Origin of the sequence: Aeromonas sp. ASNIH7, from assembly GCF_002903485.1 — a bacterium.
Lineage (GTDB): Bacteria > Pseudomonadota > Gammaproteobacteria > Enterobacterales > Aeromonadaceae > Aeromonas > Aeromonas caviae.
In genome coordinates, this window is sequence record NZ_CP026226.1 from 4,120,865 (window position 1) to 4,147,555 (window position 26,691).

Below are 26,691 nucleotides of genomic sequence, written 5' to 3' on the forward strand. Positions count from 1 at the left end.
AAACCGGTGTCTTGTTTACGCTACTTTAGTGCGCACTTCCTTCGGTATCAATTTCAGACCCTTCTTGAACATGCTGTAGGGGGTCTGACCCTCCATCATCCTGCCCTGATGTGGCCGCTCGGTGTTGTAGTGTTCCAGGTAGCTATCCAGGTCTGTCTGCATCTGTTCTACCGACTCATACCAGGTCGTCCTCCCCTTGATACGGAAGTGCTCATCCAGCAGTGTGCGGTGCAACCGCTCGATAAAGCCATTGCTCTGCGGCCTGCGTACCTTGGTGGTCCGGTGCTCAATCCCCTCCAGTTGCAGGAACAGCTCGTAGGGATGATGGTCAGGGCGCCCACAGAACTCGCGCCCGTTGTCCGACAAGATGGTATAGACCCGAGCCTCATGGGCTTCGAAGAACGGAGGACCGTTTCGTTGAGCACATGAACCGAGGTCACCGGCAGCTTGCTGGTGTAGAGCCGTCCCCAGGCGTGGCGGCTGTAGCAGTCCAGCACGGTTTGCAGATACACCTTGCCTACCCCCTTGAGTGCGCCGATGAAGAAGGTGTCGACCGCCACCAGTTCCCCGGTGTAGTGAACCTCAATTTGGCGTTCGCGAAACTCGGGGCTGAAGCGCTCGAGCAGGCGGATCTGCTCGTCATTGAGCTCAATCGTCTGTTCCCTATGGGTTTTCTCGAGGCGCAACAAGCGGTCATGCTTGGAGAGCAAGTCGTGACGTTGCCACACGCCACGCACACCGCCCGCACTGACGTTGATGCCTTGCAGAGCCAGTTCTTGCGCGACCCGCAGCGGGCCATGGGTTGGTCTGGTGAGAGAGTAATCGAGGATGGCTTGCTCAATCTCGGGAGCGACCCGGTTGGGATGAGCCCCTTTACAGCCGGGGGAGTTTGTCGAGCAAGCCCTCGGCGCCATAGGTCTGGTAGTTACGGCGAATCTCGTAGAACTGCTGACGGCTGTAGCCGATGAGCTTGCAGGCTTTGCTGACGTTATTGAACTCTTTGGCGAGCTCTAGCAAGCTGAGTTTACGACGTGCTACTTTCTCGTTGGTGGTCATACGATGACTCCAGATAACACGGTAGGGGTACCGTTTTGTTATCCGGTTTGAAGCCGTATGACCACTCCCTTTTGTGGGCAACTGTCAGGTGAATACCATCTCCATACAAATGAAGAGACAGATACGAAAAAGCCCAGTCCTGAGACTGGGCTTTAGAAGATGGCTCCCTCGACTGGACTTGAACCAGTGACATACGGATTAACAGTCCGCCGTTCTACCGACTGAACTACGAGGGAATTGGCTCCTCCTACTGGACTTGAACCAGTGACATACGGATTAACAGTCCGCCGTTCTACCGACTGAACTAAGGAGGAATTGCCTGTCTCGTCGAGACGCAGCGGATATTAATGATCCCCCGAACGGGTGTCAACCCGCCACTCCACGGAAAAAGGGCTTTTCGGCCCGTTTGCCCAAAACTTGGGCGCTGTGGACTATTTTCAGCACAATCAGCAGCTTGAGATGCTTCCGCCAGCGGCCACGGTCGAGCTGGCCGTGAAGGCGCGCCCCGGCCTGGAGGGTGCGGGGCAATGGATGAGCCGATCATGGTGGGAACCGATGAATATCGGCGATGTCGCCCCTGTCGATGGGCTTGCCTCCGAGGTGGTGGGGGATGCGAGGGAGATGCCGGTTCGCGATGACCAGGGATCGATTAAGGGAATGGCAGGGGAAATCGGCGATATACCGGTTGTCGATGGGCTTGCCTCCGAGGTGATGGGCGAGGGAGGCGGGGAAGATGCTGGCTCGTGATGAGCCGAAAGATGAGCATAGAAATGAAGGGATGGCTGGGAAAATCGGCGATATGCGAGCTATCGATGACAATAATGCGGGGTAATGGCCATTTCTTGATCCTGCCCATCGAATTATCGGGCCGGCTCGGGTATGGTTGCTCTGGATACCATCGCCGCGTCGACAGCTCTGCCGGCCCTTGATGATGATCGGGTGCCGGTTCACCCCGGCCTTTGTCTCCCTCTTCTGGTATTACCCTAGACATGCACAATCAAGCTTCCTTACAAGGCGTGAAGCTGGCCATCGCATTGCGCCAATCCTGCATTGACGAACCCTACAGCGTGGCGCGCTTTGGCCGCGACCTCATCGCCGGCATCACGGTCGGCATCATCGCCATTCCCCTTGCCATGGCACTGGCCATCGCCAGTGGGGTGCCGCCCCAGCACGGGCTCTATACCGCCATCATCGCCGGCATCGTCATCGCCGTGACCGGGGGATCCCGCTTCTCCATTTCGGGCCCAACCGCCGCCTTCGTGGTGATCCTCTACCCGGTGGCCCAGCAATTTGGCGTGGGGGGTCTCTTGATGGCGACCCTCATCTCGGGCTGTTTCCTGGTGGCCATGGGCATGGCGCGTCTCGGGCGCCTCATCGAGTACATTCCCCCCTCGGTGACCCTGGGGTTCACCGGTGGTATCGCCATCGTCATCGCCACCCTGCAGATCAAGGATTTCTTCGGCCTGCAGGTCCTGGATATGCCGGAAACCTATCTGGGCAAGGTACAGGCGCTGGCCCATGCCCTGCCAAGCTGGCAGTGGGGGGACACCCTCGTCGGGGTGGCGACGCTGGCGGTGCTGCTGCTCTGGCCGAGATTGCGCCTGCCGGTCCCCGGCCATCTGCCCGCCGTGCTGGTGGGGGTGGGGCTCGGGTTTGGTCTGCACCAGTTCGGGGTGGACGTCGCCACCATCGGCAGCAAGTTCAGCTATACCTTGGCCGACGGCAGTCAGGGCATGGGTATTCCCCCCATCGCGCCGACGCTGGTGATGCCCTGGGCGCTGCCGGGGCCGGACGGGGCGCCGGTGGAGTGGAATCTCGCCGCCATCGAGCGGCTGCTGCCCGCCGCCTTCTCCATGGCCATGCTGGGGGCCATCGAATCCCTGCTCTGCGCCGTGGTGCTCGATGGTATGACGGGTCGCAAGCACAGCTCCAACGGCGAGCTGGTGGGGCAGGGCCTTGGCAACATCCTGGCTCCCTTCTTCGGTGGCATCACGGCGACGGCCGCCATCGCGCGCTCCGCCGCCAACGTGCGGGCCGGTGCCACCTCGCCCATTTCCGGTATTGTCCATGCGCTGGTGGTGCTGGCTGCCATCCTGGTGCTGGCTCCCTGGCTCTCCTGGTTGCCGCTCTCTGCCATGGCCGCCCTGTTGCTGCTGGTGGCCTGGAACATGAGCGAGGCCCACAAGGTGGTGGATCTGGTGCGCCGGGCGCCTAAATCCGATGTACTGGTGCTGCTGGTCTGCCTGTCGCTGACCGTCATCTTCGACATGGTCATCGCCATCACCTTCGGGGTGATCCTGGCCTCTTTGCTGTTCATGCGCGAGATAGCCAAGATGACCAGGCTGCACAACCTGGCGGATCACAAACGCTATGCCAGCGAGGTGTCCCCCTCGACCCTTGTCTACAAGATCAACGGGCCACTGTTCTTTGCCGCCGCCGAGCGGGTCTTTGACGAGTTACTTGCCCAGGTGAAGGACCACAAGGAGTTGATCCTGCAAATGGAGGCGGTCTCCATCCTGGATGCTGGCGGTCTCACCGCCTTCCAGCAGTTCGCAAAACGCATGGCCAAGGCGGGGATCCGTCTCAAGGTGGCTGAATTGCAATTCCAGCCCCTCAAGACCCTGGCGCGGGCCAAGGTGCGTCCGGTGCCGGGAGAGCTGGAGTTCTACGGTTCGCTGGAAGAGGCAATTCGAGGAGAACATTTGCACGAAGCGGTTGAAAATTGATGGAAAGGGATAGGAAATGGCATATTTTTAGTCACTTGGTTCGCTTATTGAGCAAACAGTGGCAAAAGATAAAAAATTGCATTGACCGCCTCGCGCCTATCCCTTACATTACGCCCCGTTCCAGCGCAACGGCGCAGCGAATTCGTGTTGGCTGAACACGTTAAAGCACAGACCAAAATTGGGTGCGGTGTCCGAGTGGCTGCCCACCGACGAAGTCGGCAAGATGCACGCGCAGCGTGCTCCGAAAGCCACTTCAAGCAGTGAAAATTTGGTGAGGTGTCCGAGTGGCTGAAGGAGCACGCCTGGAAAGTGTGTATACGGCAACGTATCGAGGGTTCGAATCCCTCCCTCACCGCCAAATTGCAAAAAACCGACCTTATGGTCGGTTTTTTGCTTTGGGGAAGTGTCATCAGCTCATCTCGAAGAGGGGGGGTGAGAACCCTCGCCGGGTTCGAGCAGAGCAGCTTGCTGCGATGAACGGCCGCAGGCCGCCCCGAAGGGGTGAGCCACGCAGTGGCGAATCATCCCTCCCTCACCGCCAAATAAAACAAAAGGCCCCGTCGAAAGACGGGGCCTTTTGTTTATCAAGGGCTGGTTTGACACTTCTCTGTGGCCGGTCTCAGACCGCTTGCTCAGGCCAGCTTCAACATCGGCATCTGTTCGCGTTTGTCACAGTGCGTCAGATGGACCCGGCTGGTCAGGCGGGTCAGCAGCTCGTAGGGGATGGTGCCTATCTTTTCGGCCACCTGTTCCACCGGCAACCCTTCCCCCCACAGCGTCACCTCGTCTCCCACCTTGTCGCTGGCCGCCGGCCCCAGATCGACGGTGATCATGTCCATGGAAACCCGACCCACGATGGGCACCCGGCGGCCATTGATCAGCATGGGGGTACCTTCGGGCGCCATGCGGGGGTAACCATCGCCATATCCCGCGGCCACCACGCCGAGGGTAGTATTTCGATCCGCCACCCAGTGTCCTCCATAGCCGACCGCCTCGCCCTGCTGGCAGGCGCGGGTGGCGATGAGCTGGCTCTTGAGATTCATGACCGGGCGCAGGTCATGGTCGGCGGCAAGCTGACCGGTAAACGGGGAGGCGCCGTAGAGCATGAGGCCGGGTCGGATCCAGTCGCTGCGCGATGCCGGCCAGGCGAGGATGCCGGCGGAGTTGGCCATGGCCCGCTCGCCCGGCAGATGAGCAGAGAGGCGGTTGAATTCCTCGATCTGCAGCCGGGTGGCCTGGGTATCCTGCTCATCGGACTGGCTGAAGTGCGTCATCAGATGGAACGGCTGCACCACGTTGCGACAATGGCTCAGCCGCTCGATGAAGGCGGGCAGCTCCAGGGTGCGCAGCCCGAGCCGGTTCATTCCGGTATCGAGCTTGAGCCACACCTTGATGGGGGCGGGCAGACTGGCCTGCTCGAGCAGTGCCAGCTGCTCCCAGGTATGCAAGGTGGTTTGCAGTTCGTGTTTCGCCAGCAGCGGCAGCGCCTCGGCACTGAAGAAGCCTCCCAGCACCAGAATGGGCTTGGTGATGGCGTTGGCACGCAGCACCAGCGCCTCCTCGACCCTTGCCACCGCATAGGCATCGGCCTGGGCGAGGGCGTGGGCCACCTGCAGCAGCCCATGGCCATAGGCATTTGCCTTGAGTACCGCGATGATCTTGCTGTGGGGGGCATGGCGGCGCACCACGGTGAAATTGTGCTGGAGTGCATCGATATCGATGCTGGCCGTAACTGTGTTCATCATGGGTCGGGTGTCTGCTCGATGAGTAGTTGGCTGATGGTTTCAATCCCGATCCGGTGATCCTGGCTGCCGGGACGAGCAAACGGGGGTCACTGAATCATGTTTTTTATATGCTTTAAAATGTAAAAAGATGTTATCAGTTGTTTTTTTGTTGGTAAATTATGTGGCGAATAGGAATGCGTAAATGCGCAAAATACGGAATATTCCTCGGTATAAATTTCCCTGCCAACGCTTTCTCTGGCTCCCTATCGGGCAATATTTATCACTGGTTTTTCCCCTTAAAACGGGAGGGGGATCGAGCCGTTTTCGCACATTGTTGGCGGCTTTTCGCACCGGCTGCGTGCAGGTGGGGTTGCCGACCCCTGGCCAAGGTGTGGGGAGGGGCAGGTGCATGGCAGAGGAGAAAAGCAGGCTACCAGCTCCATGGGGGGTGAAGGTGGAACTGCCGGATTAAAGAGGGCATCTCGTCGAACCGGCGAGTGGTGTACGCCACTAAGAAAGCTTGTGGCCGGCTTGGTGGCGCACGCGGCCGGAGAGACAGGTCATCCGTGGCCAGGGATGGTGAAGCATGGATGTGGGCCGGTTAATTAATCAAGGGAAGGTGCGAACAAGTCCCTGATATGAGATCATGTTTGTCATCTGGAGCCATGGAACAGGGTTCATCATGAGTCATCAACTTACCTTCGCCGACAGTGAATTCAGCAGTAAGCGCCGTCAGACCAGAAAAGAGATTTTCTTGTCCCGCATGGAGCAGATTCTGCCATGGCAAAACATGGTGGAAGTCATCGAGCCGTTTTACCCCAAGGCTGGTAGTGGCCGGCGACCTTATCCGCTGGAAACCATGCTACGCATTCACTGCATGCAGCATTGGTACAACCTGAGCGATGGCGCGATGGAAGATGCTCTGTACGAAATCGCCTCCATCCGTCTGTTTGCCCGGTTATCCCTGGATAGCGCCTTGCCGGACCGCACCACCATCATGAATTTCCGCCACCTGCTGGAGCAGCATCAACTGGCCCGCCAATTGTTCAAGACCATCAATCGCTGGCTGGCCGAAGCAGGCGTCATGATGACTCAAGGCACCTTGGTCGATGCCACCATCATTGAGGCTCCCAGCTCGACCAAGAACAAAGAGCAGCAACGCGATCCGGAGATGCATCAGACCAAGAAAGGCAATCAGTGGCACTTTGGCATGAAGGCCCACATTGGTGTCGATGCCAAGAGTGGCCTGACCCACAGCCTAGTCACCACCGCGGCCAACGAGCATGACCTCAATCAGCTGGGTAATCTGCTGCATGGAGAGGAGCAATTTGTCTCAGCCGATGCCGGCTACCAAGGGGCGCCACAGCGCGAGGAGCTGGCCGAGGTGGATGTGGACTGGCTGATCGCCGAGCGCCCCGGCAAGGTAAGAACCTTGAAACAGCATCCACGCAAGAACAAAACGACCATCAACATCGAATACATGAAAGCCAGCATCCGGGCCAAGGTGGAGCACCCGTTTCGCATCATCAAGCGGCAGTTCGGCTTCGTGAAAGCCAGATACAAGGGGTTGCTGAAAAACGATAACCAACTGGCGATGTTATTCACCCTGGTCAACCTGTTTCGGGTGGACCAGATGATACGTCAGTGGGAGAGATCTCACTAAAAACTGGGGATAACGCCTTAAATGGCGAAGAAACGGTCTAAATAGGCTGATTCAAGGCATTTACGGGAGAAAAAATCGGCTCAAACATGAAGAAATGAAATGACTGAGTCAGCCGAGAAGAATTTCCCCGCTTATTCGCACCTTCCCTAGTAACGGCCTCAACGGAGCTGGTTGTCGCGTGAGTCATACTAATCGGCTAGTGAAAAAACAGAAGGGGGAGCCGTTGAAAACCGGCGCAACGTCATAAATCGGGACCTCAAGAGGGCATTCATTGTTTGGTTTTGTTAAACGATAACTGGTTATCGAATAGAAAAACCAAACAATGTGGGCCTGGTTTCTGGCCGTGCTGGCTTGTCTGGAGGCTGGTGGGGAGTGAGTTGGGGCAATCTGGGAGGGTTTCCCGGTTTCCCCGGAATTGGTTTGGCAATCATGGTGTGATCTGGGTTGTGGGAAGAGGGGAAAGGGAGGTTGCCGCTCAATGCTGCGCCCCGACCGGGGTGATGTTGGGCCGTCAGGCACTGTGGCGGGATCGGCCATTGGCGCTCGGGGCCGGCTCGGGTATAGTCCTGCGCCAACAAGATAGGTTCGGATGGAGGAGTCGGCGCCGCTTCAGGCAAGCGGGTCGAATCACTCCTTCGGCGCGGCTTTAAAGGATATCCCCATGAAATTCAGTCCCCTGCTCGATGAGATGATGAAGGCGCTGCAGGTCTTGCCGGGCGTGGGCCCCAAGTCCGCCCAGCGCATGGCGTTCACCCTGCTGGAGCGCGAGCGCAGCGGTGGTCTGCGTCTGGCCTCCCTGCTCAACCGGGCGCTCACCGAAATAGGTCATTGCAGCCACTGCCGCACCTTTACCGAGAACGATCGCTGCGAGATCTGCGCCAATCCCAAGCGTGAGGAGAACGGCCTGCTCTGCGTGGTGGAGAGCCCGGCGGACGTGGCGGCCATCGAGCAGACCGGCCAGTTCTCCGGCCGTTACTTCGTGCTGATGGGCCACCTGTCGCCCCTTGACGGCATCGGCCCCGAGGAGCTGGGGCTCGATATCCTGGAGCGCCGCCTCAAGGAGGAGCAGATCAAGGAGCTGATCCTCGCCACCAACCCCACCATCGAGGGGGATGCCACCGCCTGGTACATCGCCGACATGGCACGCACCGCCGGGGTGGAGGTGAGCCGCATCGCCCACGGCGTGCCGGTGGGCGGGGAGCTGGAGCTGGTGGATGGCACCACGCTCTCCCACTCCCTGATGGGGCGCCAGCGCCTGAGCTAAAGACACCACGGACCCCACCCCGGCCCTCCCCTTGGCAGGGGAGGGAGCAATGGATCTTGCCCCACTCCTCCCCTTGGCAGGGGAGGGAGCAATGGATCTTGCCCCACTCCTCCCTTTGGCAGGGAAGAAAGCAACGAACCCAACCCGGCCCTCCCCTTGATAGGGGAGGGAGCAATGGATCTTGCTCCACTCCTCCCTTTGGCAGGGGAGAAAGCAACGAACCCCACCTCAGTCCTCCCCTTGGCAGGGGAGAGCAAGGCTGACCCCGCCATTGGCTCCACGCTCGATCCCAATCTGACCCTCCTCGCCAGACAGGGGATGGCAGTGCACCTCCCCCTTGTGAAGGGGGAGGCCGGGAGGGGGTTGCCTGTGTGGGCCAAGCGAGGGGCTTGTGTGCAAATTTGCTCTCAAGTTTGCACGCAAGCCCCTTGATATTTGAAAGGCCAACCCCATCTAGCTTGGGAATCTGTTCAACCCGACGTTTTGAGGACTGGTCGATGACCCAAAGTGTTCACGCCGAAACCCACGGCTTTCAGACTGAAGTCAAACAACTGCTGAGCCTGATGGCTCACAGCCTCTACTCCAACAAAGAAGTATTCCTGCGCGAGCTGATTTCCAACGCCTCCGATGCGGCGGACAAGCTGCGCTTCAAGGCGCTTTCCGATGCCTCTTTGTTCGAAAACGACGGCCAGTTGCGCGTGCGCCTGGTGGTGGACAAAGAGAACAAGACCCTGACCATTTCGGACAACGGCATCGGCATGACCCGTGACCAGGTGATCGAGCACCTGGGCACCATCGCCAAGTCCGGCACCGCCGAGTTCTTCAAGCACCTCTCCGGTGACCAGGGCAAGGATTCCCAGCTGATCGGCCAGTTCGGGGTGGGCTTCTACTCCGCCTTCATCGTGGCCGACAAGGTGACCGTGGTCTCCCGCGCCGCCGGCACCGCGCCGGAGCAGGGCGTGCAGTGGGAATCACAAGGGGAAGGCTCCTTCACCGTGGCTGACGTGACCAAAGCTGGTCGCGGCACCGACGTCATCCTGCACCTGCGCAGCGATGAAGAGGAGTTCCTGGACGACTGGCGTCTGCGTTCCGTGGTCAGCAAATATTCCGACCACATCAGCGTGCCGGTGGAAATGTACAAAGAGGGCACGCCGGATCGCGAAGAGGATGGTGAAACCATCGTCGGCACCCCGGGGGAGTGGGAGCAGGTCAACCGCGCCACTGCACTGTGGACCCGTAACCCGAAAGATATCAAGGACGAGGAGTATCAGGAGTTCTACAAGCACGTCGCCCACGACTTCGAAGACCCGCTCCTGTGGGGTCACAACCGGGTGGAAGGGGCCCAGGAGTACACCAGCCTGCTCTACATCCCGGCCCGCGCGCCGTTCGATCTCTACAACCGCGAGCAGAAGCACGGCCTGAAACTCTATGTGCAGCGCGTCTTCATCATGGACGACGCCGAGCAGTTCATGCCGACCTACCTGCGCTTCGTGAAAGGGGTGCTGGATTCCAACGATCTGCCGCTCAACGTCAGCCGTGAAATCCTGCAGGACAACAAGGTGACCGCCTCCCTGCGCAAGGCCTGCTCCAAGCGCGTGCTCACCATGCTCAACAAGCTGGCGAAAGAGGATGGCGAGAAGTACGCCAAGTTCTGGAGCGAGTTCGGCAATGTGCTCAAAGAGGGCCCGGCCGAGGATTACGCCAACCGGGAAGAGATCGCGAAGCTCTTGCGCTTTGCCAGCACCGCCGGCGAGGGCGAAGCCCAGACCGTGTCGCTCGAGGATTACGTTGGCCGCATGAAGGAAGGTCAGCAGAAGATTTACTACATCACCGCCGACTCTTATGCCGCTGCCAAGAACAGCCCGCACCTCGAGATCTTCCGCAAGAAGGGCGTCGAAGTGCTGCTGATGTGGGAGCGGGTGGACGAGTGGCTGATGAGCCACCTGACCGAGTTCGACGGCAAGCAGCTGGTCTCCGTCACCCGTGGCGAACTGGATCTCGGGGATCTGGAAGACGACGCCTCCAAGCAGGCGCAGGAAGAGGCCGAAAAAGCCAACGCCGGTCTGGTGGAGCGGGTCAAGAAGAGCCTCGGGGAGGCGGTGAAAGAGGTGCGCGTCACCCACCGTCTGACCGACTCGCCGTCCTGCATCGTCACCGACGCCCACGGCATGAGCACCCAGATGATCAAGCTGATGCGCGCCGCCGGTCAACCGGTGCCGGAGCAGAAGTACATCCTGGAGCTCAACCCGGACCATGCCCTGGTGAAGAAGCTCGGCACCATCGAGGATGAGAGCCTGTTTGGCGAGTGGGTCTCCCTCCTGCACGAGCAGGCCCAGCTGGCGGAGCAGGGCGGCCTCAATGATCCGGCGAGCTTCGTCTCCCGTATCAACCGTCTGCTACTCCAGGCGTGATGTGATTGTGATTGGCCCACTGCATGACAGTGGGCTTTTTTTTGGCCGTTCCCCTCTGGTGCGCTGCTGCATTTTCAATCATTTTTCGTGGTCGTCGTCTGCGTCTTTGGTCGCAGAGACGGGGCGGGAGTGTGGTGATAATCTGGCCACTCACACGGGGCGAGCTTGTTAATACGGGCGAAAACGTGTAGTTTTTTGCCTTCTCAAGAATTGAATAACCAATCAACTAGGAGCGTGTATGCGCATTGTTCTGTTGGGAGCTCCGGGCGCCGGCAAGGGTACCCAAGCTCAGTTCATCATGGAAAAACACGGTATTCCGCAGATCTCCACCGGCGACATGCTGCGTGCGGCGATCAAGGCGGGTACCGAGCTGGGCCTCAAGGCCAAAGCCGTGATGGACGCAGGTCAGCTCGTCTCCGACGACATCATCATCGGCCTGGTCAAAGAACGCATCGCGCAACCGGATTGCGCCAACGGCTTCCTGCTGGACGGCTTCCCCCGCACCATTCCCCAGGCGCAAGCCATGAAGGATGCCGGTGTGACCGTGGACTTCGTGCTGGAGTTCGACGTGCCGGACGAAGAGATCGTCAAGCGCATGAGCGGCCGCCGCGTGCACTCCGGCTCCGGCCGTACCTACCACGTGGTGTTCAACCCGCCGAAAGTGGAAGGCAAGGATGACGTGACCGGCGAGGATCTGGTGATCCGTGCCGACGACGAAGAGACCACAGTGCGCAAGCGTCTGGATGTCTACCATCAGCAGACCGCGCCGCTCATCGGTTTCTACGGCAAGGAAGCGGAAGCGGGCAACACCCGTTACGTCAAGATCGACGGCACCCAGCCGGTGGATCTGGTCAGCCAGCAACTGGCCGCCATTCTCGGTTAAGCCATTCAGGGCCGGCAGGACGCAGCCGTTCGCCGGCTGGCGACGAGAGTGAGAAAAGGGTCCATACCGGGCCCTTTCTTGCATTCCATTCCCACGACACAGAACGACAGGATGCTAACGTGACCACGAAAACCGGGATCTTGCTGGTCAATCTGGGTACCCCGGCCGCGCCGACCACGGCGGCGGTCAAGGCGTTTCTCAGCCAGTTTCTGCACGATCAGCGGGTCGTCGACCTGCCGCGCTACCTCTGGTGCCCCCTGCTTCACTTCATCATCCTGCCGACCCGCTCCCCCAAGGTGGCAAAGCTCTATCAGCAGGTGTGGACCGAGCAGGGCTCCCCTCTGATGGTCATCAGCCAGCAGCAGCGCGCGGCCCTGGAGCACGAGCTCAAGCGGGAAGGGGTCGAGGTGCCGGTGGCGCTCGCCATGACCTATGGCGCCCCGTCGCTGGCCGATGGCTGGCAGGCCCTCAAGGCCCAGGGGGTCAACCGGGTGATCCTGCTGCCGCTCTATCCCCAGTATTCGGTCAGTACCACCGCCTCGGTGTTCGACGCCTGGGCCAGGGCGATGAAAACCGAGCGCAATCTGCCGGTGGTGCGGCTCATCCGCGATTACCATGCCCACCCGGAGTACATCCAGGCGCTGGCCATGAGCGTGCGTCGCCACTGGGAGCAGCACGGCCAGGGGGAGCATCTGCTGATGTCCTTCCACGGCATTCCCGAGCGCTACGAGCGGGAAGGGGATCCTTATGGTCATCAGTGCAGACGCACCGCCGCCCTGCTGGCGGAGGCGCTGGGGCTGGCCCCGGAGCAGTGGACCGCGAGCTTCCAGTCCCGCTTTGGCAAGGAGGAGTGGCTCAAGCCCTACACGGACCTGACCGTGGGCGAATTGCCCTCTCGCGGCGTCAAGCGGCTCGATGTCATCTGCCCGGCCTTCTCGGCGGATTGCCTCGAGACCCTGGAGGAGATCCAGGTGCAGAACCGGGAGATCTTCATGGCCGCCGGTGGCGAGCAGTTTGAATACATCCCGGCCCTCAACAGCGATCAGGCCCATATCCGCATGATGGTTTCCCTCATCTGTCGCGAGCTGGCATGATGGCCGTTCTCATCCGGTGCCCGACGTGGCGGACGTTCGGATTCAACGATAAAGGAGTGTCCTGATGATGCATATCACGCTGATTTACGCCGGCCTGCTCGGGCTCTTGTTCCTGCTGCTCTCCTTCTGGGTGGTCAAGCGCCGCGCCCAGTTCAGGGTGATGATAGGGGAGGGGGAAGCCCCCGAGATGCTGGCCGCGATCCGCGCCCACGGCAACTTTGCCGAGTACGTGCCCCTCACTCTGCTGCTGATGGCCCTGTGCGAACTGGCGGGGGTCGGGTCGCTCTGGCTGCACCTGGGCGGTGTGCTGCTGCTGGTGGGTCGCATCCTGCATGCCATCGGCATCCAGATCCCCAGGGCTCCCAACATGCCGCGCCTCTTCGGCACCCTCTTCTTCTGGCTGTCGCTGGGGATGTTCTCGGTGCTGGCCCTGGTGCAGGGGCTCTCGGCAAGCTGAATGTCATCCCGCAACACCACCCCGCCACGGGGTGGTTTTTTGTGGCAGCCAAGTCAAACGTTTTCCTCGCAAGCCCTTGTCTATACTGACCTCAAAATTCAATCGTGCGACTTTTCGGCGTGGTGGATTGTGTTAAAATCCCGCCCCTCTTTTCCCCAGAGCACAGAAGATTGCCATGAAATTTCCCGGTCAGCGCAAGTCCAAACACTACTTCCCGGTCGACAGACGTGATCCCCTGATCCCGCAGAACTCCCAGCTCACCGAACTGGGCAAGGCCTATGTAGTGGGCATCGATCAGACTCTGGTGGATATCGAAGCCCATGTGGACGAAGACTTCCTGAACCGGTACGGCCTGAGCAAGGGCCACTCCATGCTCATCTCCGACGAGGTGGCGGAGCTGGTCTACGACGAGCTCAAGGCCAACAACATGGTGGTGAGCGAATTTGCCGGCGGCACCATCGGCAACACCATGCACAACTACTCCGTGCTGGCGGACTCCCACTCCATCCTGCTTGGCGTCATGAGCCAGGACATCCGCATCGGCAGCTATGCCTACCGCTATCTGTGCAACACCTCCTCCCGGGTCAACCTCGACTACCTGCAGCCGGTGGACGGCCCGGTCGGGCGCTGCTTCACCTTCATCACCGAAGGGGGAGAGCGCAGCTTTGGCATCAACGCCGGCAAGATGGATCACCTGGATGTGGACCACATCCCCGAGACCATCATCAAGGAGGCCTCGGCCCTGGTGATCACCGCCTACCTGGTGCGCGGCGCCGACGGCACGCCCATGAAGGAGGCCGCCATGGCCGCGGTGCGCTATGCCCGCGAGGCCGGGGTGCCCGTGGTGCTGACCCTGGGCACCCGCTTCGTCATCGACGAGAATCCCCAGTGGTGGCGCGATTTCATCAGCGAGAACGTGACTGTGCTCGCCATGAACGAGGACGAGGCGGAGGCCCTGACCGGGATAAAGGATCCCCTCGGCGCGGCCGACAAGGCGCTGGACTGGGCGGACATGGTGCTCTGCACCGCAGGTCCGGTGGGGCTCTACATGGCGAGTTACACCGACGAGGACTACAAGCGCGAGACCACCCACACCCTGCTGCCCGGCGTCATCCCCGAGTTCAACATGTACGAGTTCAGCCGTCCCATGGCCCGGGACAAGTGCCGCAAGCCTGCGCGTATCTACTCCCACATCTCCCCCTACATGGGCGGCCCGGAGAAGATCAAGAACACCAACGGGGCAGGGGACGGGGCGCTGTCCGCCGTGCTGCACGACATGGTGGCGAACGCCTACCACCGCATGAACGTGCCGAACTCCGCCAAGCATCTCTCGGAATTCCTGACCTACTCCTCTCTGGCCCAGGTGTGCAAGTACGCCAACCGGGTGAGCTACGAGGTGCTGGCCCAGAGCAGCCCGCGCCTCTCCCGCGGGTTGCCGGAGAAGGAAGACAGCCTGGAAGAGGTGTACTGGGAGCGGTGATACCTCTTCCTGTCGACCACGAGAAAGGGTGCCACTGGGCACCCTTTCTTGTTTTTGGGGCTGGATCATGTTTTTGGCATCGCTTTTGCTGACATCGTGGACAGCCCGCGTCGCGGCGGCATACCTTGTGTTAAGGATATGTAGCTGCTGCGGGGCGAGGGTATGTTGAGACAATGGAGTATCGGTCGGCGTCTGTCGCTGGTGACCCTGATGGTGCTGGCGCTGCTGGGACTGCTGCTGTTCTTCTGCCTGCAGATCTATCAGCAGGGGCTGATGGGTGAGAAGAGCCGCCAGACCCAGGCCCAGGTGGAGACCGCCTACAGCCTGGTGGCGGGGCTGGAAGCCAGGGTGCGCAAGGGGGAGCTGGACGAGGCGAGCGCCAAGGCCGAGGCGCTGGCGCTGATCAAGGGGTTGCGTTACGGCAACGATGACTACTTCTGGATCAACGACAGCCACCCCACCATGGTGATGCACCCCATGAAACCCGAGCTGGACGGCAAGGATCTCTCCGGGGTGGAGGACAAGCAGGGGCTCAGGCTGTTCGTCGCCTTCGCCGATCTGGCCCGGGCCCAGGGCGCGGGGGAGGTGGCCTACTACTGGCCCAAGCCGGGGGTGGACGAACCGGTACGCAAGATCTCCTACATCAAGCGCTTCGCCCCCTGGGACTGGATCATCGGCACCGGCGTCTATGTGGACGACGTCGAGGCCCAGTACCGGGAGGTGCTGCACACCCTGCTGGGGATCGGGCTGGTGCTGGCCCTCCTGCTGTTTGCCGTGGTCGGCCTCATTGTGCGCAGCATCGTCGTGCCCCTCTCCCGCTCGGTCTCGGCCCTTGGCAACATCGCCAGGGGGGAGGGGGATCTGCGGGTACGTCTGCCGGAGTCGGGGCGTGACGAGCTGAGCCAGCTCAGCATCAACTTCAACCTCTTCGCCAGCCAGATGGCGCAGCTGGTGGCCCGCAGCCAGCAGATAGCGGATCAGAACCGGGTGCATGCCCACCAGCTGGCCGAGGTGGTGGAGCGTACCGGCGCCATCGTCACCGGCCAGGAGCAGGATACCCTGCGGGTGGCCAGCGCCATGGAGCAGATGACGGTGAGCAGCCGCGAAGTGGGCCAGCACGCGGCCCAGGCCGCCGACGCGGCGGATTCGGCCCTCAATCTGGCCCAGCATGGCCGCGAGGTGGTGGTCCAGACCCGGGAGTCCATCAGCCAGTTGGCGGACGAGATGGTGGAGACGGTACAGGCGGTGAGCCGCCTTGAGCAGGAGACTCAGCAGATTGGCTCCGTGCTCGACGTCATTCGCGGGGTAGCGGAGCAGACCAACCTGCTGGCCCTCAACGCCGCCATTGAAGCGGCACGGGCCGGGGAGCAGGGGCGCGGCTTTGCGGTGGTCGCCGATGAGGTGCGTACCCTGGCGACCCGCACCCACAGCTCCACCGACGAGATCCGGCAGATGATCCAGCGGCTGCAGGAGGGGGCCGGCAAGGTGGTCAGCGGCATCAGCCAGTTGCAGCAGCTCTCCCGCGCGACGGCGGACAGGGCCGGCGATGCGGATGTCGCCATCAATGCCATCGATGGATCCGTCCACACCATTACTGCCATGAATGGGCAGATTGCCACGGCGGCGGCGGAGCAGAGCCGGGCGGCGGAGGAGATCAACCAGCGGCTGGTGGCCATCACCCAGCTGGCGGCGGATGCCCTGGCCCAGAACCGGCTGACCGAGCAGGCATCCGGGCAACTGGCGCTGGCCTGCGACGAGCTGGGGGCCCTGGTGGCGAAATATCGCATCTGACGGCCTTTATCCCCGCTTTTTCGGGATAAGGCTTGAGTCTGGGGGGCTTTTGGGACACCATCTGCCCCATTCTCGGCCAGCCCTGGCCGACAGCCTGCCATTGCTTTGCAAGAGAGAGACCCCATGAGCAAACTAACTGACAATCTTGACGCCAATTTCCAGCTGTTCATCGAAGAAGTCCGCGAGTCGGGTCAGGTGTGGGGTCTGCGCTACGGTGAAGACTGGGTGGTGTGCCGCTCCGCCGAGTTCGAAGATGCGGACGTGATGCCGCTCTGGTCCGCCGAAGGAGATGCCCGCCTGCACTGCGTGGACGAGTGGGCGGATTACGAGCCGGAAGTGATCGAGCTCGAAGAGTTCCTGGACATCTGGATCAACGATCTGGACGAGGATGACGTGCTGGTCGGCCCGAACTGGAACGCCGATCTGGAAGGTCAGGAGCTCGAGCCCATCGAGCTGGCCAAGGCGCTGGTGGAACTGGACGCCTGAGTCAGCCGACCTGCCGGATTGTGATGAACCGGCCCCCTTCGGGGGGCCGGTTTTTTTATGGCCGCCATGGGCCATGAAAAGGTGATTTGCCTTTGCACCCGTCCCGGGGATGGGTCATCATCAACCCTTTGCCGATCGGGAGGTGCCATGTTTGTCTTTGACGTGACCACGAAGGCGGGGGCGCAGGGGAGGATCCAGGTACAGGCGCTGGACTGGAGCCAGAGCGGCCCGGTGAGCTTTCAGTGTGACAGCGACGAGCTGGCCCTGGTGCTGCTGAGCGGGTGCCGCTGCGATGCCGTGGGGTACTTCAATCTACTGGGGGGCTGCAAGCCGCTCTACGTGGAGCAGTGGCTCACCTATTTGCAGGAGCGTGGCCAGCTGGAGAAGGTCACGGCCCGCCAGGAGAGCCCGTCCCAACCCGATTACCTGACCCGGGCCGGGCTGGCGGATGACGAGCTCAATGCCCTGCTCGGCCAGATCTACAAGGTGGCCGGGTTCAACCGCCTGCAGATCAACCGCTACCTCAAGCATCGCCACAACCCGACCATGCTGGCGACCCGTTACGATCAGAAGGAGCTGGAGCGTTATCGCCAGCTCAACGACATCATTCTGACCCTGTTGAAGCTGAAACCGTCTCCGTGAAGATCCCCATCTGACCGATCTCCGGCCCCAGCTCTTGGGGTCGGGCGATGAGGTAGCCCTGCAAGCCGTCCACATACATGCTCTGCAGCATCTGCTTCTGGCCTATCTGTTCCACCCCTTCCGCGATCACCAGGCAGCCCATGCGATGGGAGACGTCGACGATCATCCGCACGAACTGCTGATTGGTGAGATCCTGCTCCAGCTCGGTGATGAGACCGGGGTCCAGCTTGATGTAGTCGGGTTTGAGCTCGCGAAACAGGCTGAAGGAGCCGATCCCCTTGCCGAAGTTGCAGATGGCCGAGCGGCTGCCGTGGCGCCTGAGCAGCTCGAACAGCCGCCTGGACCCGGTCAGGTTGCGCTCCAGGTGCTCCTCGTCGAGCTCGAACACCAGGTTGGCCCCGATGTCGGGGTCTTTTTGCAACTGGTGATCCAGCCAGATGAGAAAGGCGCTGTTTTGCAGCAGGGAGCCCGGCAGGTTGAGACCCCATCGGCTGTTGTGGCCTCCGAAGGCGCGGTATTGGCGGATGACGTGGCGGATCACCATCTGGGTCAGGCGCAGTACCATGTCCAGCCGCTGCGCCATGGCGAGCAGGGTATCACTTGGCAGCACGGTGCCGTCGCTGCTGCAAAAGCGGGGATAGATCTCGTGATAGGCGAGCATGCCGCGATGCAGGGGCTGGATAGGCTGGCAGGTGAAGCTGATGCTCTCCTGCTCCAGCAGATCGGTCAGCACCTGGGTCCAGTGACGCTGACCCTGCACCTCGACCACCTCGTCGTTCTGCTGGATGGCCCAGCCATTGACCACCTCTGTCTGGGCACGGGCCAGCGCGAGATCCGCCCGGGCCAGAATGGCCTCTATCTTCTGCTCGCTGCTCAGGCGGGTCATGCCCGAGTAGGCGGCACTCTCGAGCTCGTGATCGTGCTGATAGCGATCGAAGGCGAGCTTCAGATCCCGTCCCAGCAGATGGGGCGGGATCTGGGCCAGGGGGGGCAGCAGGACGGCAAAATCGGCCCCCGAGATGCGATAGACCCGGTGGCCCGGGAAGCGGCTGACGGTGTGGCTGATGAGGGCGGCGATGTCCCGGATGTAGGCATCCCCGGACTGGAAGCCGCGCTGGGCGTTGAGGGTCCCGAGCTCGGTGGCGCGGATGAGCACCAGGATGGCGGTCTGGGTGTTTTCCTGTTGCAGCAGCTCGGTCAGATCGCGCCGGAAGGCGTGGCGGTTGCCAAGGCCCGTCATCTCGTCCCGGGTCGCCTGATTGTGCAATTCGGTGATCTGGCGGTGGGCATCGATCTCGGCCTCATTGAAGGACGCAAGGAGCTGGCGCAGAGCCGTTTGTGCCTGTACGCTGTCGAGCATGGCGGGATCCCGCTGCTGCAGCGCCAGCAGCCAGCGTTGCTCCTGCCTTGTCTTTTCCCCACGGCGCACGCTGTGGGTGAGAAAGAGCAGCAGGGCGAATCCCGTCAGGGTGGTCATCAGGACCAGCAGCAGGGTGAGCGGTGAGGCGGGGGGGCGAGCAGCACTCCCTGCAACAGCAGCATGGGAATGCAGACCAGTGCGCTGACCAGCAGCAGGTTTCCCTCATGTTTATTCAACATCGTTTCATCCTTGATGATGTTCATGATGTAGAAATTCTAACCAAGTCGCTGGCGCAAAACATGAGTACTCACGCAACTCCACGATAAAGCGCCGACGGAATGCAACTAAATGTGAGTGAAAACACTTTCATGGTCTGTAAAAAAAGCGAAGATGGGTTGAAAACAGCCCCAACAGAGCAGAGGTAGATATGTTGCTAGAACCCGTAGACACCGCCAAAGCACGGCAACTATTGAATCAGAGTATGGCCTTGGTGCTCGCAGGGGGACGGGGCAGCCGCCTGAAGCAGTTGACCGATAACCGCGCCAAGCCCGCCGTCCACTTTGGCGGCAAATTCCGTATCATCGACTTCGTGCTCTCCAACTGCATCAACTCCGGCATCCGCCGGGTGGGTGTGGTGACCCAGTACAAGTCCCACAGTCTGTTGCGTCACCTGCAATCGGGCTGGTCTTTCCTGCGCTACCAGATGAACGAGTTCATCGACTTGCTGCCCGCCCAGCAGCGGGTGGACGAGGTGCACTGGTATCGCGGCACCGCAGACGCCATCTACCAGAACGTCGACATCATCCGTGACTACGGTCCCAAGTACATCGTGGTGCTGGCGGGGGATCACATCTACAAGATGGACTACGCCGCCATGCTGCTGGATCACGTGCGCCTCGGCGCCAAGGTGACGGTGGCCTGTATCGAGGTACCACGCTGCGAGGCATCGGCCTTCGGCGTGATGGACATCGACGAGCAACGCAAGATCCGCGCCTTCGTGGAGAAACCGGCCAATCCGCCCGCCATGCCGGGCTGCGAGGATCGCTCGCTGGCCTCCATGGGCATCTACATCTTCGAGGCGGAGTACCTCTACCAGTTGCTGGAAGAGGACATCCACAACCAGGAGTCCAAGCACGACTTCGGCATGGACGTGATCCCGCGCATCGTGGGAGAGGGCAAGGCCTTTGCCCACCCGTTCAACATGTCCTGTGTCGGGGCCAAGGAGGGGCAAAAACCCTACTGGCGCGACGTGGGGACCCTGGATTCGTTCTGGGAGGCGAACATGGACCTTGCCTCCGTGGTGCCCGAGCTCGACATCTATGACGAGAACTGGCCCATCTGGACCAGCCAGAACATGTCGCCACCGGCCAAGTTCGTACAGGACAGAAACGGCCAGCACGGCATGACCATCAACTCCATGTTCGCGGGGGGCTCCATCGTGAGCGGCTCCTTCGTGCTCAACTCGGTGCTGTTCACCAACGTGCGGTTGCACTCCTTCTGTACCCTGGATCAGGCGGTGATCTTCCCCGGGGTCGAGATCGGGGCTGGTTGCCGCTTGCGCCGGGTGGTGGTGGACAAGGGGTGCCAGCTGCCAGACGGCCTGGTGGTGGGGGAGAACGCGGACGAGGATGCACGCCGCTTCTACCGCTCCGAGCAGGGCATCGTGCTGGTGACCAAGCCGATGCTAGCCAAGCTCGGCTAACTTCGTCGACACAGACAAAAAAAGGGAGCCCTGGGCTCCCTTTCTATTGGTGGTCGATTTATTTCTCGCTGACCAGGGCCTTGCCGGCCATCACCATGGCGGTGCCATGCTTGCCACCGGCAGCGGTCACTTGCGGGACGCCATCTTCGTCGGTGTCGCTGCCGGCCCCCTCGATGACGTTCTCGCCGGAGTCGCCGATCCACTCGGCCATCTGCATGCCGCCGTTGACGGTGCCGCGGAACCAGCTCACGTAGCGCTGGGTCAGCTGGGCCAGTTCAAGCTCGGGTGCCTTCTCGGCCCCTTCGTTGCGCAGGTTCAGCATGGCAGAGCGCAGGGCGCCGGAGATAGCGGCCTGGGTCCAGGGGGTGTATTCACCCTGCTTGCCGGCGAGCCAGGTACCGGCCTTGGCATTGAAGTAGGCCTTGTCGGCGGCGATGAAGAGCTCGCGAGCCGCGGTGCGGTACTTGGCATCCGAGGTGGCCAGGAAGGCGGCGGTCAGGCCGCGGATGGCGGCGAACTGCGCGTCGATGGACTGACCGGCGTCAAGCTTGCCGCCCAGGGTCAGACCGTCATGGACCAGGCCGTTCTTGCCCTTTAGGTTGGCGAGGATGAAATCGGCCTGCTTGCGGACCAGTGCGATCGCCTGCTCACCCTGTGGGGTCTTGAGGTTCAGCTCGCCATTGTCACCGGCGGCGTAACCCACCGGTAGCGCATCCTGGGCGCGCTGGAAGATCTGTAGGGCGACTAGGGCGTAGGCGGCGTCGAAGGTGGTGACGTGCCCGGCCTGTTTGCCAGCCTGCCAGCTGTCGACCAGGGTGCCAGCCTTGGGCTCGAAGTGCAGGGCCAGCAGGTTCTTGAAGGTGAGGTTGGAGAGGTTCAGGGCCAGGGAGAAGGCATCGCTGCCCGCCACCGCCTTGCCCAGATCGTTGGTCTGGTTGGCAGCCGGAGCGGCGGCGAACGGGGCACCGTCAAACACGGCGTGGAAGGCCGGGTTCTGATTGGTGTTGGCCGTGCGCTGATCGCTGAAGGCGTAGAACTCGGAGAGGGGCCACAGCAGCATCCAGGCGTCGCGCAACTGGGCGGAGCCGTCCACGACCTCCAGCTTGCCGATGGCACCGGCGTCGTTCTTGCTGGTCTCGGTCACTTTCACCTGATGAGGGAAGTAGACAACCCCCTTGGCCGGATCGTACTGCGGGGTGATTTTGGCGCCCAGGGTCTTGCCGTCAAAGCCGAGCTGATCTTGCAGGATGGCGAGCTTGTCGATGGACTGCTCGGTCAGCATCATGCCGTTGAAGCCGTCGGCGGCAGAAACTCCCAGCTTGTGCTTGCCGTCCTGATCCATGGTGGCGGACGCGGCTTCCACCTCTTCATCGGTCTCGGCCACGTGCATGCCCCCCAGGAAGTCCTGGGACCACATCACTTCCTTGAGCAGGATGCCGCCCACGGCGGCCGGGACCAGCAGGTTGTCACTGCCGCTCCAGCGCAGGGTGGCGTAGTCGCGGAAGTAGGCGGGGACCTGGGTCTTGACGCTCTTCTCGTTGCCCTTGGCGGTCTTGATGGTGATCTGGTCACCGTTGACCGGGGTGGCGTTCACGGCCTGGGCGAACTCCGGGTTGGCGGAGGCGTAGGGCAGGGAGAGGGGATACATGCCCTGGGGAATTTCATCGGCGGGGAAGCCGACGGCCTCGGCCATGGCCAGTACCCGTTTGCCCAGGTCGGCCAGGGTGCCGCCACGGGCCTGGTTTTGCGGCCCGTTTACCAGATGGGGGCCCATGCCGGACTGGTAGTTGAGGGCGTACATTGCCTCTTCGGAGTATTCATAGGATTCGATGCCGGCGGCGAAGTCGAACGGGGTCGGCTCGTCGGCGCGGTTGGCGTCCAGCACATCCAGATCCAGACCGAGGGCCTCGGCCAGCGGCTCGCCGGAGAGCTCGAATTCGGTGTAGGCCAGCATGTTGGCGGCGGTGTTGAACGTCTTGTCCTCCACCTTGACGGCAGCCTGTGCGGCGCTGCTGAGGAGTGCGCAGGCGATCGCCTGCACCAGTACGGTTTTTCTCATGTCCTTCTCACCATATTGTTGATTTTATTATGACGCTTCTCATGAATCTAAATGAGAATGGTGTGCATTATGGGGCAAAGGGCGGGGCTTGAGAAGAAAAAAACCGCGCCCCGGTGGGGTGAAGAGGAGAGGCGCGGCGGCAGGCGTCACATCAGTTTGAAAGGGATGACCAGTCGGCCCGGCTCCACCTTGAGGGCTTCGACCTTGTCCTTGATCCGCGCCTCGTTCTGGCGGCTGCCATCGAGCCGGTAGACGGGGGTCTGGGAGAGGAACAGGGAGAGGGACTGGTTGAAGGTGGGCAAGAGCGGGGAGAGGGCGGTGCCCACGTCCGCCGGCTCGGTCTTGACAGAGATGAGCTCGAGATCGCGCAGATAGATGGCGCCCTGTTCGGCCACGTAGTCGGGGCGGGCACTCAGGGAGAGGCGGATCTTCATCTGCTGGCTGCCCAGCGGGCTCGCCACCTGCAGCTCGCCGGCGGCATCCAGCTCGACCTTGTCGGCCTGGCTGCGGCCGATGCGGCTTTGCATGTCATCGAGTCGGATCTTGCTCGACATGATGCCGGGGATCCCCAGCTGTTTCTCGAAGGCGACTCGCTCCTTGAGGTACTGGTTGATCTCTCCTTCACTGACGCTGTATTGGGTCAGCGAGCAGGCCGCCAGCAGCAGGACGAAGGGGAGCAGAAGCAGGTGTTTCAACATGGGAGGGTTCCATTTTCGGGGCTGTCACAAGAGGTGGCGCCATCTTAGAGGCAAAGCGGGTTGGCCGCCAGTGGGGCCGCCCTGACCGGTTTCTGTCGCATCCCCCATATGGGGATGGCAATCCGTTTTCATTCGAGTAGCTATTTCCCTTCACCGCCAGCAGGCCCGCCCTGGCGTCATCCCCGACATACCCACAGACAAGCTCCTGTTTTAACGATGCAAAATCCCATTGACCCCGCGATTTCAAAGCGAGTATTTTACCGCCGCACAAAGTCAAATTGATAATCATTATCATTTTGAATCTTCTTTGAGGGTATGACGTGAAGACTCGAGTAATGGACAATGGCACACCTGCCGAGGCGAAGATGTCGCCTGATTTCTTGTTTACCTCGTGTCAGGGCACGATCAGTGCCACTGACCTGGGGCAACCCATCACCACCCCCGCCTGCGAGTGGCCCCTGCTGGCACAGCAGATAACCCTGGCCCTCGATGCCGCCAGGGCTGCCGGCCAGACCAACCCTCTGCTGATCGGTGCTTTTGCGTTCGACCCGGCGGAGGCCTCCTGCCTCTATGTGCCCGGCAACTATAAGCGGGGCGAGAAACTGGCCCCGACAGAGCCGTCATCGGTGACAGCGGTTGAGCAGGCCCCCGAGGCCAACGGGGTCATCTCGGTGCAGAGCACCCCGCCGGCCAGCGAATTCCAGGCCTCGGTCAGTGCGGCGCTGGATGCGTTTGCACAAGGTCGGCTCGCCAAGGTGGTGCTGTCGCGCAAACTCACCCTTACCCTGCACCAGCCCGCTGACCCTAAGCAGGTGATGGCCCGTTTGATGGCCCAGAATCCCCACGCCTTCCACTTCTCCCTGCCGCTCGGCCAGGGTCGCCGACTGCTCGGTGCCAGTCCGGAGCTGCTGCTGCGGGTCAGCGGGGGAGAGGTGTTCACCCACCCGTTGGCGGGTTCCGCCCGTCGGGCGAGCGAACCGGCGCAAGACGAAATGGTGGCCCGGGATCTGCTGGCTTCTCGCAAGGATCAGCATGAACACAAGTTGGTGATCGACGAAATCCGCCGGGTGCTGACCCCCCACTGCCGCGAGCTGGCGATCCCCGCTCATCCCTCGTTGATGAGCACAGATACCCTCTGGCATCTGGGCACCCCCATCGCTGGCCGGCTCAATGGCGGCGAGGCATCGGTGCTCTCCTTGGCCTGCCAGCTGCATCCCACCCCGGCCCTGTGCGGCTATCCCACTGATCTGGCCCGCCAGTTCATCCGCGAGCAGGAGCCCTTCCGGCGCGCCCTGTTCAGCGGCATCGTTGGCTGGTGCGACAACCAGGGCAACGGCGAGTGGGCCGTGGTGATCCGTTGTGGCGTGCTCGATGGCCATCAAGTGGAGCTGTTTGCCGGCGCCGGCATCGTCGCGGGCTCGGATCCCGCCATGGAGTGGGCCGAGACCGGCACCAAGCTGGGGACCATGCTCAAGGCCCTGGGCCTGGATTTGGAGGTGGCACAATGACCCAGTCCAACCGCTTCCTGCCCTATACCCGCTGGCCCGAAGAGTTGGCGGAGCTGTACCGCGCCAAGGGTTATTGGCGCGGCGAGCCGCTGACCGCCATGCTGGCGCGTCAGTGCGAGCTGGCACCTGACGCCGAGGCCATCCTCTGCGGCGAGCGCCGCTTCAGTTATCGTGAGCTGGACGCCGCCTCGAGCCGGCTGGCCGCAAATCTTGCCCGCCACGGCCTGGGGGTGGGGGACACCGCACTGGTGCAACTCCCCAACGTGGCCGAGTTCTATCTGGTGTTCTTCGCCCTGCTCAAGGCCGGCATTGCGCCGGTCAACGCGCTCTTTAGCCACAACCGGCTGGAGCTCCTCTCTTATGCCGAGCAGATCACTCCGCGCCTCTTTGTCGGCTCGCTGACCCACCCGCTGTTTGCGAGCAAGGGACGCGAGAGCGAGCTGCTGACAACCATCGGTGCCGAGCTGGTGCTGCTGGATGGCGATGGGGGGGAGCTGGGGCTGGCTCGCTGGCTCGGCGAGGGGGATGAGGGGAGCTCCCCATCCGTCTCCTTTGCCCCGACCCCGGCGAACGAGGTGGCCTTCTTCCAGCTCTCCGGTGGCAGCACAGGCACCCCCAAGCTTATCCCGCGCACCCATGACGATTACCTGTACAGCGTGCGCCGCAGCAACGAAATTTGCGGCCTCGGCTCCCATACCCGCTATCTGTGCGCCCTGCCGGCGCCCCACAATTTCCCCCTGAGCTCCCCGGGCGCCCTGGGGGTGTTCGAGGCAGGCGGCACCGTGGTGCTCGCCCCCGACCCCAGCCCCATCAGCTGTTTTCCGCTGATCGCCCGCCACCGGGTCAACCTCACCTCGCTGGTGCCGCCGGCGGTCTCGCTCTGGCTGCAGGCAGCGGAAGCGGACCCCACTGCGCGCATTCAGCTCGAGAGCCTCGACTTGCTGCAAGTGGGCGGCGCCAAGCTGGGGGAGGCGGTGGCCAGCAAGATTGGGCCGCTGCTCGGCTGCCGGCTGCAGCAGGTGTTCGGCATGGCGGAAGGGCTGGTCAACTACACCCGGCTCTCTGATCCCGACGAGAAGGTCATTCACACCCAGGGCCGCCCCATGAGCCCGGACGACGAGGTGCGCATCCTCGATGAGGCGGGCAATCCGGTTGCCCCCGGCGAGCCTGGCGCCCTGCACACCCGCGGCCCCTATACCTTCCGCGGCTACTACCAGAGCCCGGCCCACAACGCCCGGGTGTTTGATGCCGAGGGCTTCTACTGCTCCGGCGATCTGGTGGTACAGGATGCCGATGGCTACCTCACCGTGGTGGGGCGGCAGAAGGATCAGATCAACCGGGGAGGCGAGAAGATCGCGGCGGAAGAGGTGGAAAACCAGCTGCTGCACCACCCTGCCATCACCCATGCGGCCCTGGTCTCCATGCCCGACAGCGCCATGGGGGAGAAGAGCTGCGCCTTCATCGTCAGCACGGATCCCGCCTTGAAGCCGCTGGCCTTGCGCAAGTTTCTGCGCGAGCGCGGGGTGGCGGACTTCAAGCTGCCCGACCGCTTCGAAACTCTGGACGCCCTGCCCATGACGGCGGTGGGCAAGATTGACAAGCAGGGGCTGCGGGCGCGCATTGCGCACGCCATCGCCGCCAACCAGCCCCTGACAACAGCATAAAACTAAAAAGGAATCATGACGTT

Annotated in this window: 18 protein-coding genes, 3 tRNA genes, 1 other RNA gene and 2 pseudogenes; 17 read left to right on the forward strand and 7 right to left on the reverse strand. The window is 61.8% G+C overall.

Annotation, left to right across the window (positions count from 1 at the left end):
- Positions 1-15: 15 nt before the first annotated feature.
- From C2U47_RS19395 to C2U47_RS19405, 3 genes and pseudogenes are all read right to left on the reverse strand, one after another.
- Positions 16-1,056: pseudogene (locus C2U47_RS19395) on the reverse strand (IS481-like element ISAs19 family transposase).
- A gap of 160 nt (positions 1,057-1,216) precedes the next feature.
- Positions 1,217-1,292 (reverse strand) — tRNA-Asn (locus C2U47_RS19400).
- A 2-nt stretch (positions 1,293-1,294) separates the two neighbouring features.
- Positions 1,295-1,370: transfer RNA gene (locus tag C2U47_RS19405), tRNA-Asn, on the reverse strand.
- Between the two features lie 49 nt (positions 1,371-1,419).
- Between C2U47_RS19405 and C2U47_RS19410 the strand changes: the two genes are divergently transcribed.
- The 4 genes from C2U47_RS19410 to C2U47_RS19425 all read left to right on the forward strand — a co-directional run bounded on the left by C2U47_RS19410 (position 1,420) and on the right by C2U47_RS19425 (position 4,323).
- Positions 1,420-1,803, forward strand: coding sequence for a hypothetical protein (locus C2U47_RS19410; protein ID WP_103261865.1), 384 nt, complete (start codon positions 1,420-1,422; stop codon positions 1,801-1,803).
- A 242-nt stretch (positions 1,804-2,045) separates the two neighbouring features.
- Positions 2,046-3,782: a C4-dicarboxylic acid transporter DauA gene (dauA, locus tag C2U47_RS19415; protein ID WP_103261866.1), complete on the forward strand. Its 1,737-nt coding sequence runs from the start codon at positions 2,046-2,048 to the stop codon at positions 3,780-3,782.
- A 270-nt stretch (positions 3,783-4,052) separates the two neighbouring features.
- Positions 4,053-4,140: transfer RNA gene (locus C2U47_RS19420), tRNA-Ser, on the forward strand.
- 54 nt (positions 4,141-4,194) lie between these two features.
- Positions 4,195-4,323, forward strand: a non-coding RNA gene (locus C2U47_RS19425) — RtT sRNA.
- A 91-nt stretch (positions 4,324-4,414) separates the two neighbouring features.
- Here C2U47_RS19425 and alr read toward each other — a convergent pair.
- Positions 4,415-5,527, reverse strand: a complete 1,113-nt coding sequence (gene alr / locus C2U47_RS19430) for an alanine racemase (protein WP_171865750.1) — start codon at positions 5,525-5,527, stop codon at positions 4,415-4,417.
- Positions 5,528-6,188: 661 nt separating this feature from the next.
- Here alr and C2U47_RS19435 point away from each other — a divergent pair.
- The 10 genes from C2U47_RS19435 to C2U47_RS19485 all read left to right on the forward strand — a co-directional run bounded on the left by C2U47_RS19435 (position 6,189) and on the right by C2U47_RS19485 (position 17,677).
- Complete coding sequence (locus C2U47_RS19435) at positions 6,189-7,169, forward strand: IS5-like element IS5 family transposase (RefSeq protein ID WP_233735834.1); 981 nt, start codon at positions 6,189-6,191, stop codon at positions 7,167-7,169.
- A 661-nt stretch (positions 7,170-7,830) separates the two neighbouring features.
- Positions 7,831-8,433 (forward strand): recombination mediator RecR, encoded by a 603-nt coding sequence (gene recR, locus C2U47_RS19440; RefSeq protein ID WP_039038914.1) that lies wholly within the window; start codon positions 7,831-7,833, stop codon positions 8,431-8,433.
- Positions 8,434-8,930: 497 nt separating this feature from the next.
- Positions 8,931-10,844, forward strand: coding sequence for a molecular chaperone HtpG (gene htpG / locus C2U47_RS19450; protein ID WP_042017279.1), 1,914 nt, complete (start codon positions 8,931-8,933; stop codon positions 10,842-10,844).
- 238 nt (positions 10,845-11,082) lie between these two features.
- Complete coding sequence (gene adk, locus C2U47_RS19455) at positions 11,083-11,727, forward strand: adenylate kinase (protein ID WP_010674422.1); 645 nt, start codon at positions 11,083-11,085, stop codon at positions 11,725-11,727.
- Positions 11,728-11,846: 119 nt separating this feature from the next.
- Complete coding sequence (gene hemH, locus C2U47_RS19460; RefSeq protein WP_042017278.1) at positions 11,847-12,821, forward strand: ferrochelatase; 975 nt, start codon at positions 11,847-11,849, stop codon at positions 12,819-12,821.
- A gap of 64 nt (positions 12,822-12,885) precedes the next feature.
- Positions 12,886-13,278 carry an MAPEG family protein gene (locus C2U47_RS19465; RefSeq protein ID WP_042017277.1) on the forward strand — a complete coding sequence of 131 codons (393 nt, stop codon included), beginning with the start codon at positions 12,886-12,888 and terminating at the stop codon, positions 13,276-13,278.
- Between the two features lie 175 nt (positions 13,279-13,453).
- Positions 13,454-14,758: an inosine/guanosine kinase gene (locus tag C2U47_RS19470; protein WP_052815269.1), complete on the forward strand. Its 1,305-nt coding sequence runs from the start codon at positions 13,454-13,456 to the stop codon at positions 14,756-14,758.
- Positions 14,759-14,920: 162 nt separating this feature from the next.
- Positions 14,921-16,549, forward strand: a complete 1,629-nt coding sequence (locus tag C2U47_RS19475) for a methyl-accepting chemotaxis protein (RefSeq protein ID WP_039038910.1) — start codon at positions 14,921-14,923, stop codon at positions 16,547-16,549.
- A gap of 123 nt (positions 16,550-16,672) precedes the next feature.
- Positions 16,673-17,035, forward strand: coding sequence for a DUF2750 domain-containing protein (locus tag C2U47_RS19480; protein ID WP_010674427.1), 363 nt, complete (start codon positions 16,673-16,675; stop codon positions 17,033-17,035).
- Between the two features lie 147 nt (positions 17,036-17,182).
- Positions 17,183-17,677 (forward strand): hypothetical protein, encoded by a 495-nt coding sequence (locus C2U47_RS19485; RefSeq protein ID WP_010674428.1) that lies wholly within the window; start codon positions 17,183-17,185, stop codon positions 17,675-17,677.
- Here the strand turns inward: C2U47_RS19485 and C2U47_RS19490 are convergent.
- Positions 17,640-19,276: pseudogene (locus tag C2U47_RS19490) on the reverse strand (EAL domain-containing protein). The gene C2U47_RS19485 and the pseudogene C2U47_RS19490 sit on opposite strands and share 38 nt — an antisense overlap.
- 188 nt (positions 19,277-19,464) lie before the next feature.
- On the opposite strand from C2U47_RS19490, the gene glgC reads away from it, so the two are divergent.
- Positions 19,465-20,739 carry a glucose-1-phosphate adenylyltransferase gene (gene glgC / locus C2U47_RS19495; protein ID WP_052815267.1) on the forward strand — a complete coding sequence of 425 codons (1,275 nt, stop codon included), beginning with the start codon at positions 19,465-19,467 and terminating at the stop codon, positions 20,737-20,739.
- Positions 20,740-20,797: 58 nt separating this feature from the next.
- Here glgC and C2U47_RS19500 read toward each other — a convergent pair whose 3' ends face one another.
- Both C2U47_RS19500 and C2U47_RS19505 read right to left on the reverse strand, forming a co-directional pair.
- Complete coding sequence (locus tag C2U47_RS19500; RefSeq protein WP_052815266.1) at positions 20,798-22,798, reverse strand: hypothetical protein; 2,001 nt, start codon at positions 22,796-22,798, stop codon at positions 20,798-20,800.
- 146 nt (positions 22,799-22,944) lie between these two features.
- Positions 22,945-23,496, reverse strand: coding sequence for a lipoprotein (locus tag C2U47_RS19505; protein ID WP_010674432.1), 552 nt, complete (start codon positions 23,494-23,496; stop codon positions 22,945-22,947).
- A 335-nt stretch (positions 23,497-23,831) separates the two neighbouring features.
- Between C2U47_RS19505 and C2U47_RS19510 the strand changes: the two genes are divergently transcribed.
- On the forward strand, positions 23,832-25,004 hold the full coding sequence (locus tag C2U47_RS19510; RefSeq protein WP_406569126.1) for an isochorismate synthase: 1,173 nt from the start codon (positions 23,832-23,834) through the stop codon (positions 25,002-25,004).
- Positions 25,001-26,668 (forward strand): amonabactin biosynthesis (2,3-dihydroxybenzoyl)adenylate synthase AmoE, encoded by a 1,668-nt coding sequence (gene amoE / locus C2U47_RS19515; RefSeq protein ID WP_043156424.1) that lies wholly within the window; start codon positions 25,001-25,003, stop codon positions 26,666-26,668. Before C2U47_RS19510 ends, amoE begins: the two co-directional genes overlap by 4 nt.
- The last annotated feature ends 23 nt before the right edge of the window (positions 26,669-26,691 follow it).

Coding starts and splice junctions, on each gene's coding strand:
- dauA (WP_103261866.1), top strand. CDS start 2,046: ATGCACAATCAAGCTTCCTTACAAGGCGTGAAGCTGGCCATCGCATTG.
- alr (WP_171865750.1), bottom strand. CDS start 5,527: ATGATGAACACAGTTACGGCCAGCATCGATATCGATGCACTCCAGCAC.
- C2U47_RS19435 (WP_233735834.1), top strand. CDS start 6,189: ATGAGTCATCAACTTACCTTCGCCGACAGTGAATTCAGCAGTAAGCGC.
- recR (WP_039038914.1), top strand. CDS start 7,831: ATGAAATTCAGTCCCCTGCTCGATGAGATGATGAAGGCGCTGCAGGTC.
- htpG (WP_042017279.1), top strand. CDS start 8,931: ATGACCCAAAGTGTTCACGCCGAAACCCACGGCTTTCAGACTGAAGTC.
- adk (WP_010674422.1), top strand. CDS start 11,083: ATGCGCATTGTTCTGTTGGGAGCTCCGGGCGCCGGCAAGGGTACCCAA.
- C2U47_RS19465 (WP_042017277.1), top strand. CDS start 12,886: ATGATGCATATCACGCTGATTTACGCCGGCCTGCTCGGGCTCTTGTTC.
- C2U47_RS19470 (WP_052815269.1), top strand. CDS start 13,454: ATGAAATTTCCCGGTCAGCGCAAGTCCAAACACTACTTCCCGGTCGAC.
- C2U47_RS19475 (WP_039038910.1), top strand. CDS start 14,921: ATGTTGAGACAATGGAGTATCGGTCGGCGTCTGTCGCTGGTGACCCTG.
- C2U47_RS19480 (WP_010674427.1), top strand. CDS start 16,673: ATGAGCAAACTAACTGACAATCTTGACGCCAATTTCCAGCTGTTCATC.
- C2U47_RS19485 (WP_010674428.1), top strand. CDS start 17,183: ATGTTTGTCTTTGACGTGACCACGAAGGCGGGGGCGCAGGGGAGGATC.
- glgC (WP_052815267.1), top strand. CDS start 19,465: ATGTTGCTAGAACCCGTAGACACCGCCAAAGCACGGCAACTATTGAAT.
- C2U47_RS19500 (WP_052815266.1), bottom strand. CDS start 22,798: ATGAGAAAAACCGTACTGGTGCAGGCGATCGCCTGCGCACTCCTCAGC.
- C2U47_RS19505 (WP_010674432.1), bottom strand. CDS start 23,496: ATGTTGAAACACCTGCTTCTGCTCCCCTTCGTCCTGCTGCTGGCGGCC.
- C2U47_RS19510 (WP_406569126.1), top strand. CDS start 23,832: ATGGACAATGGCACACCTGCCGAGGCGAAGATGTCGCCTGATTTCTTG.
- amoE (WP_043156424.1), top strand. CDS start 25,001: ATGACCCAGTCCAACCGCTTCCTGCCCTATACCCGCTGGCCCGAAGAG.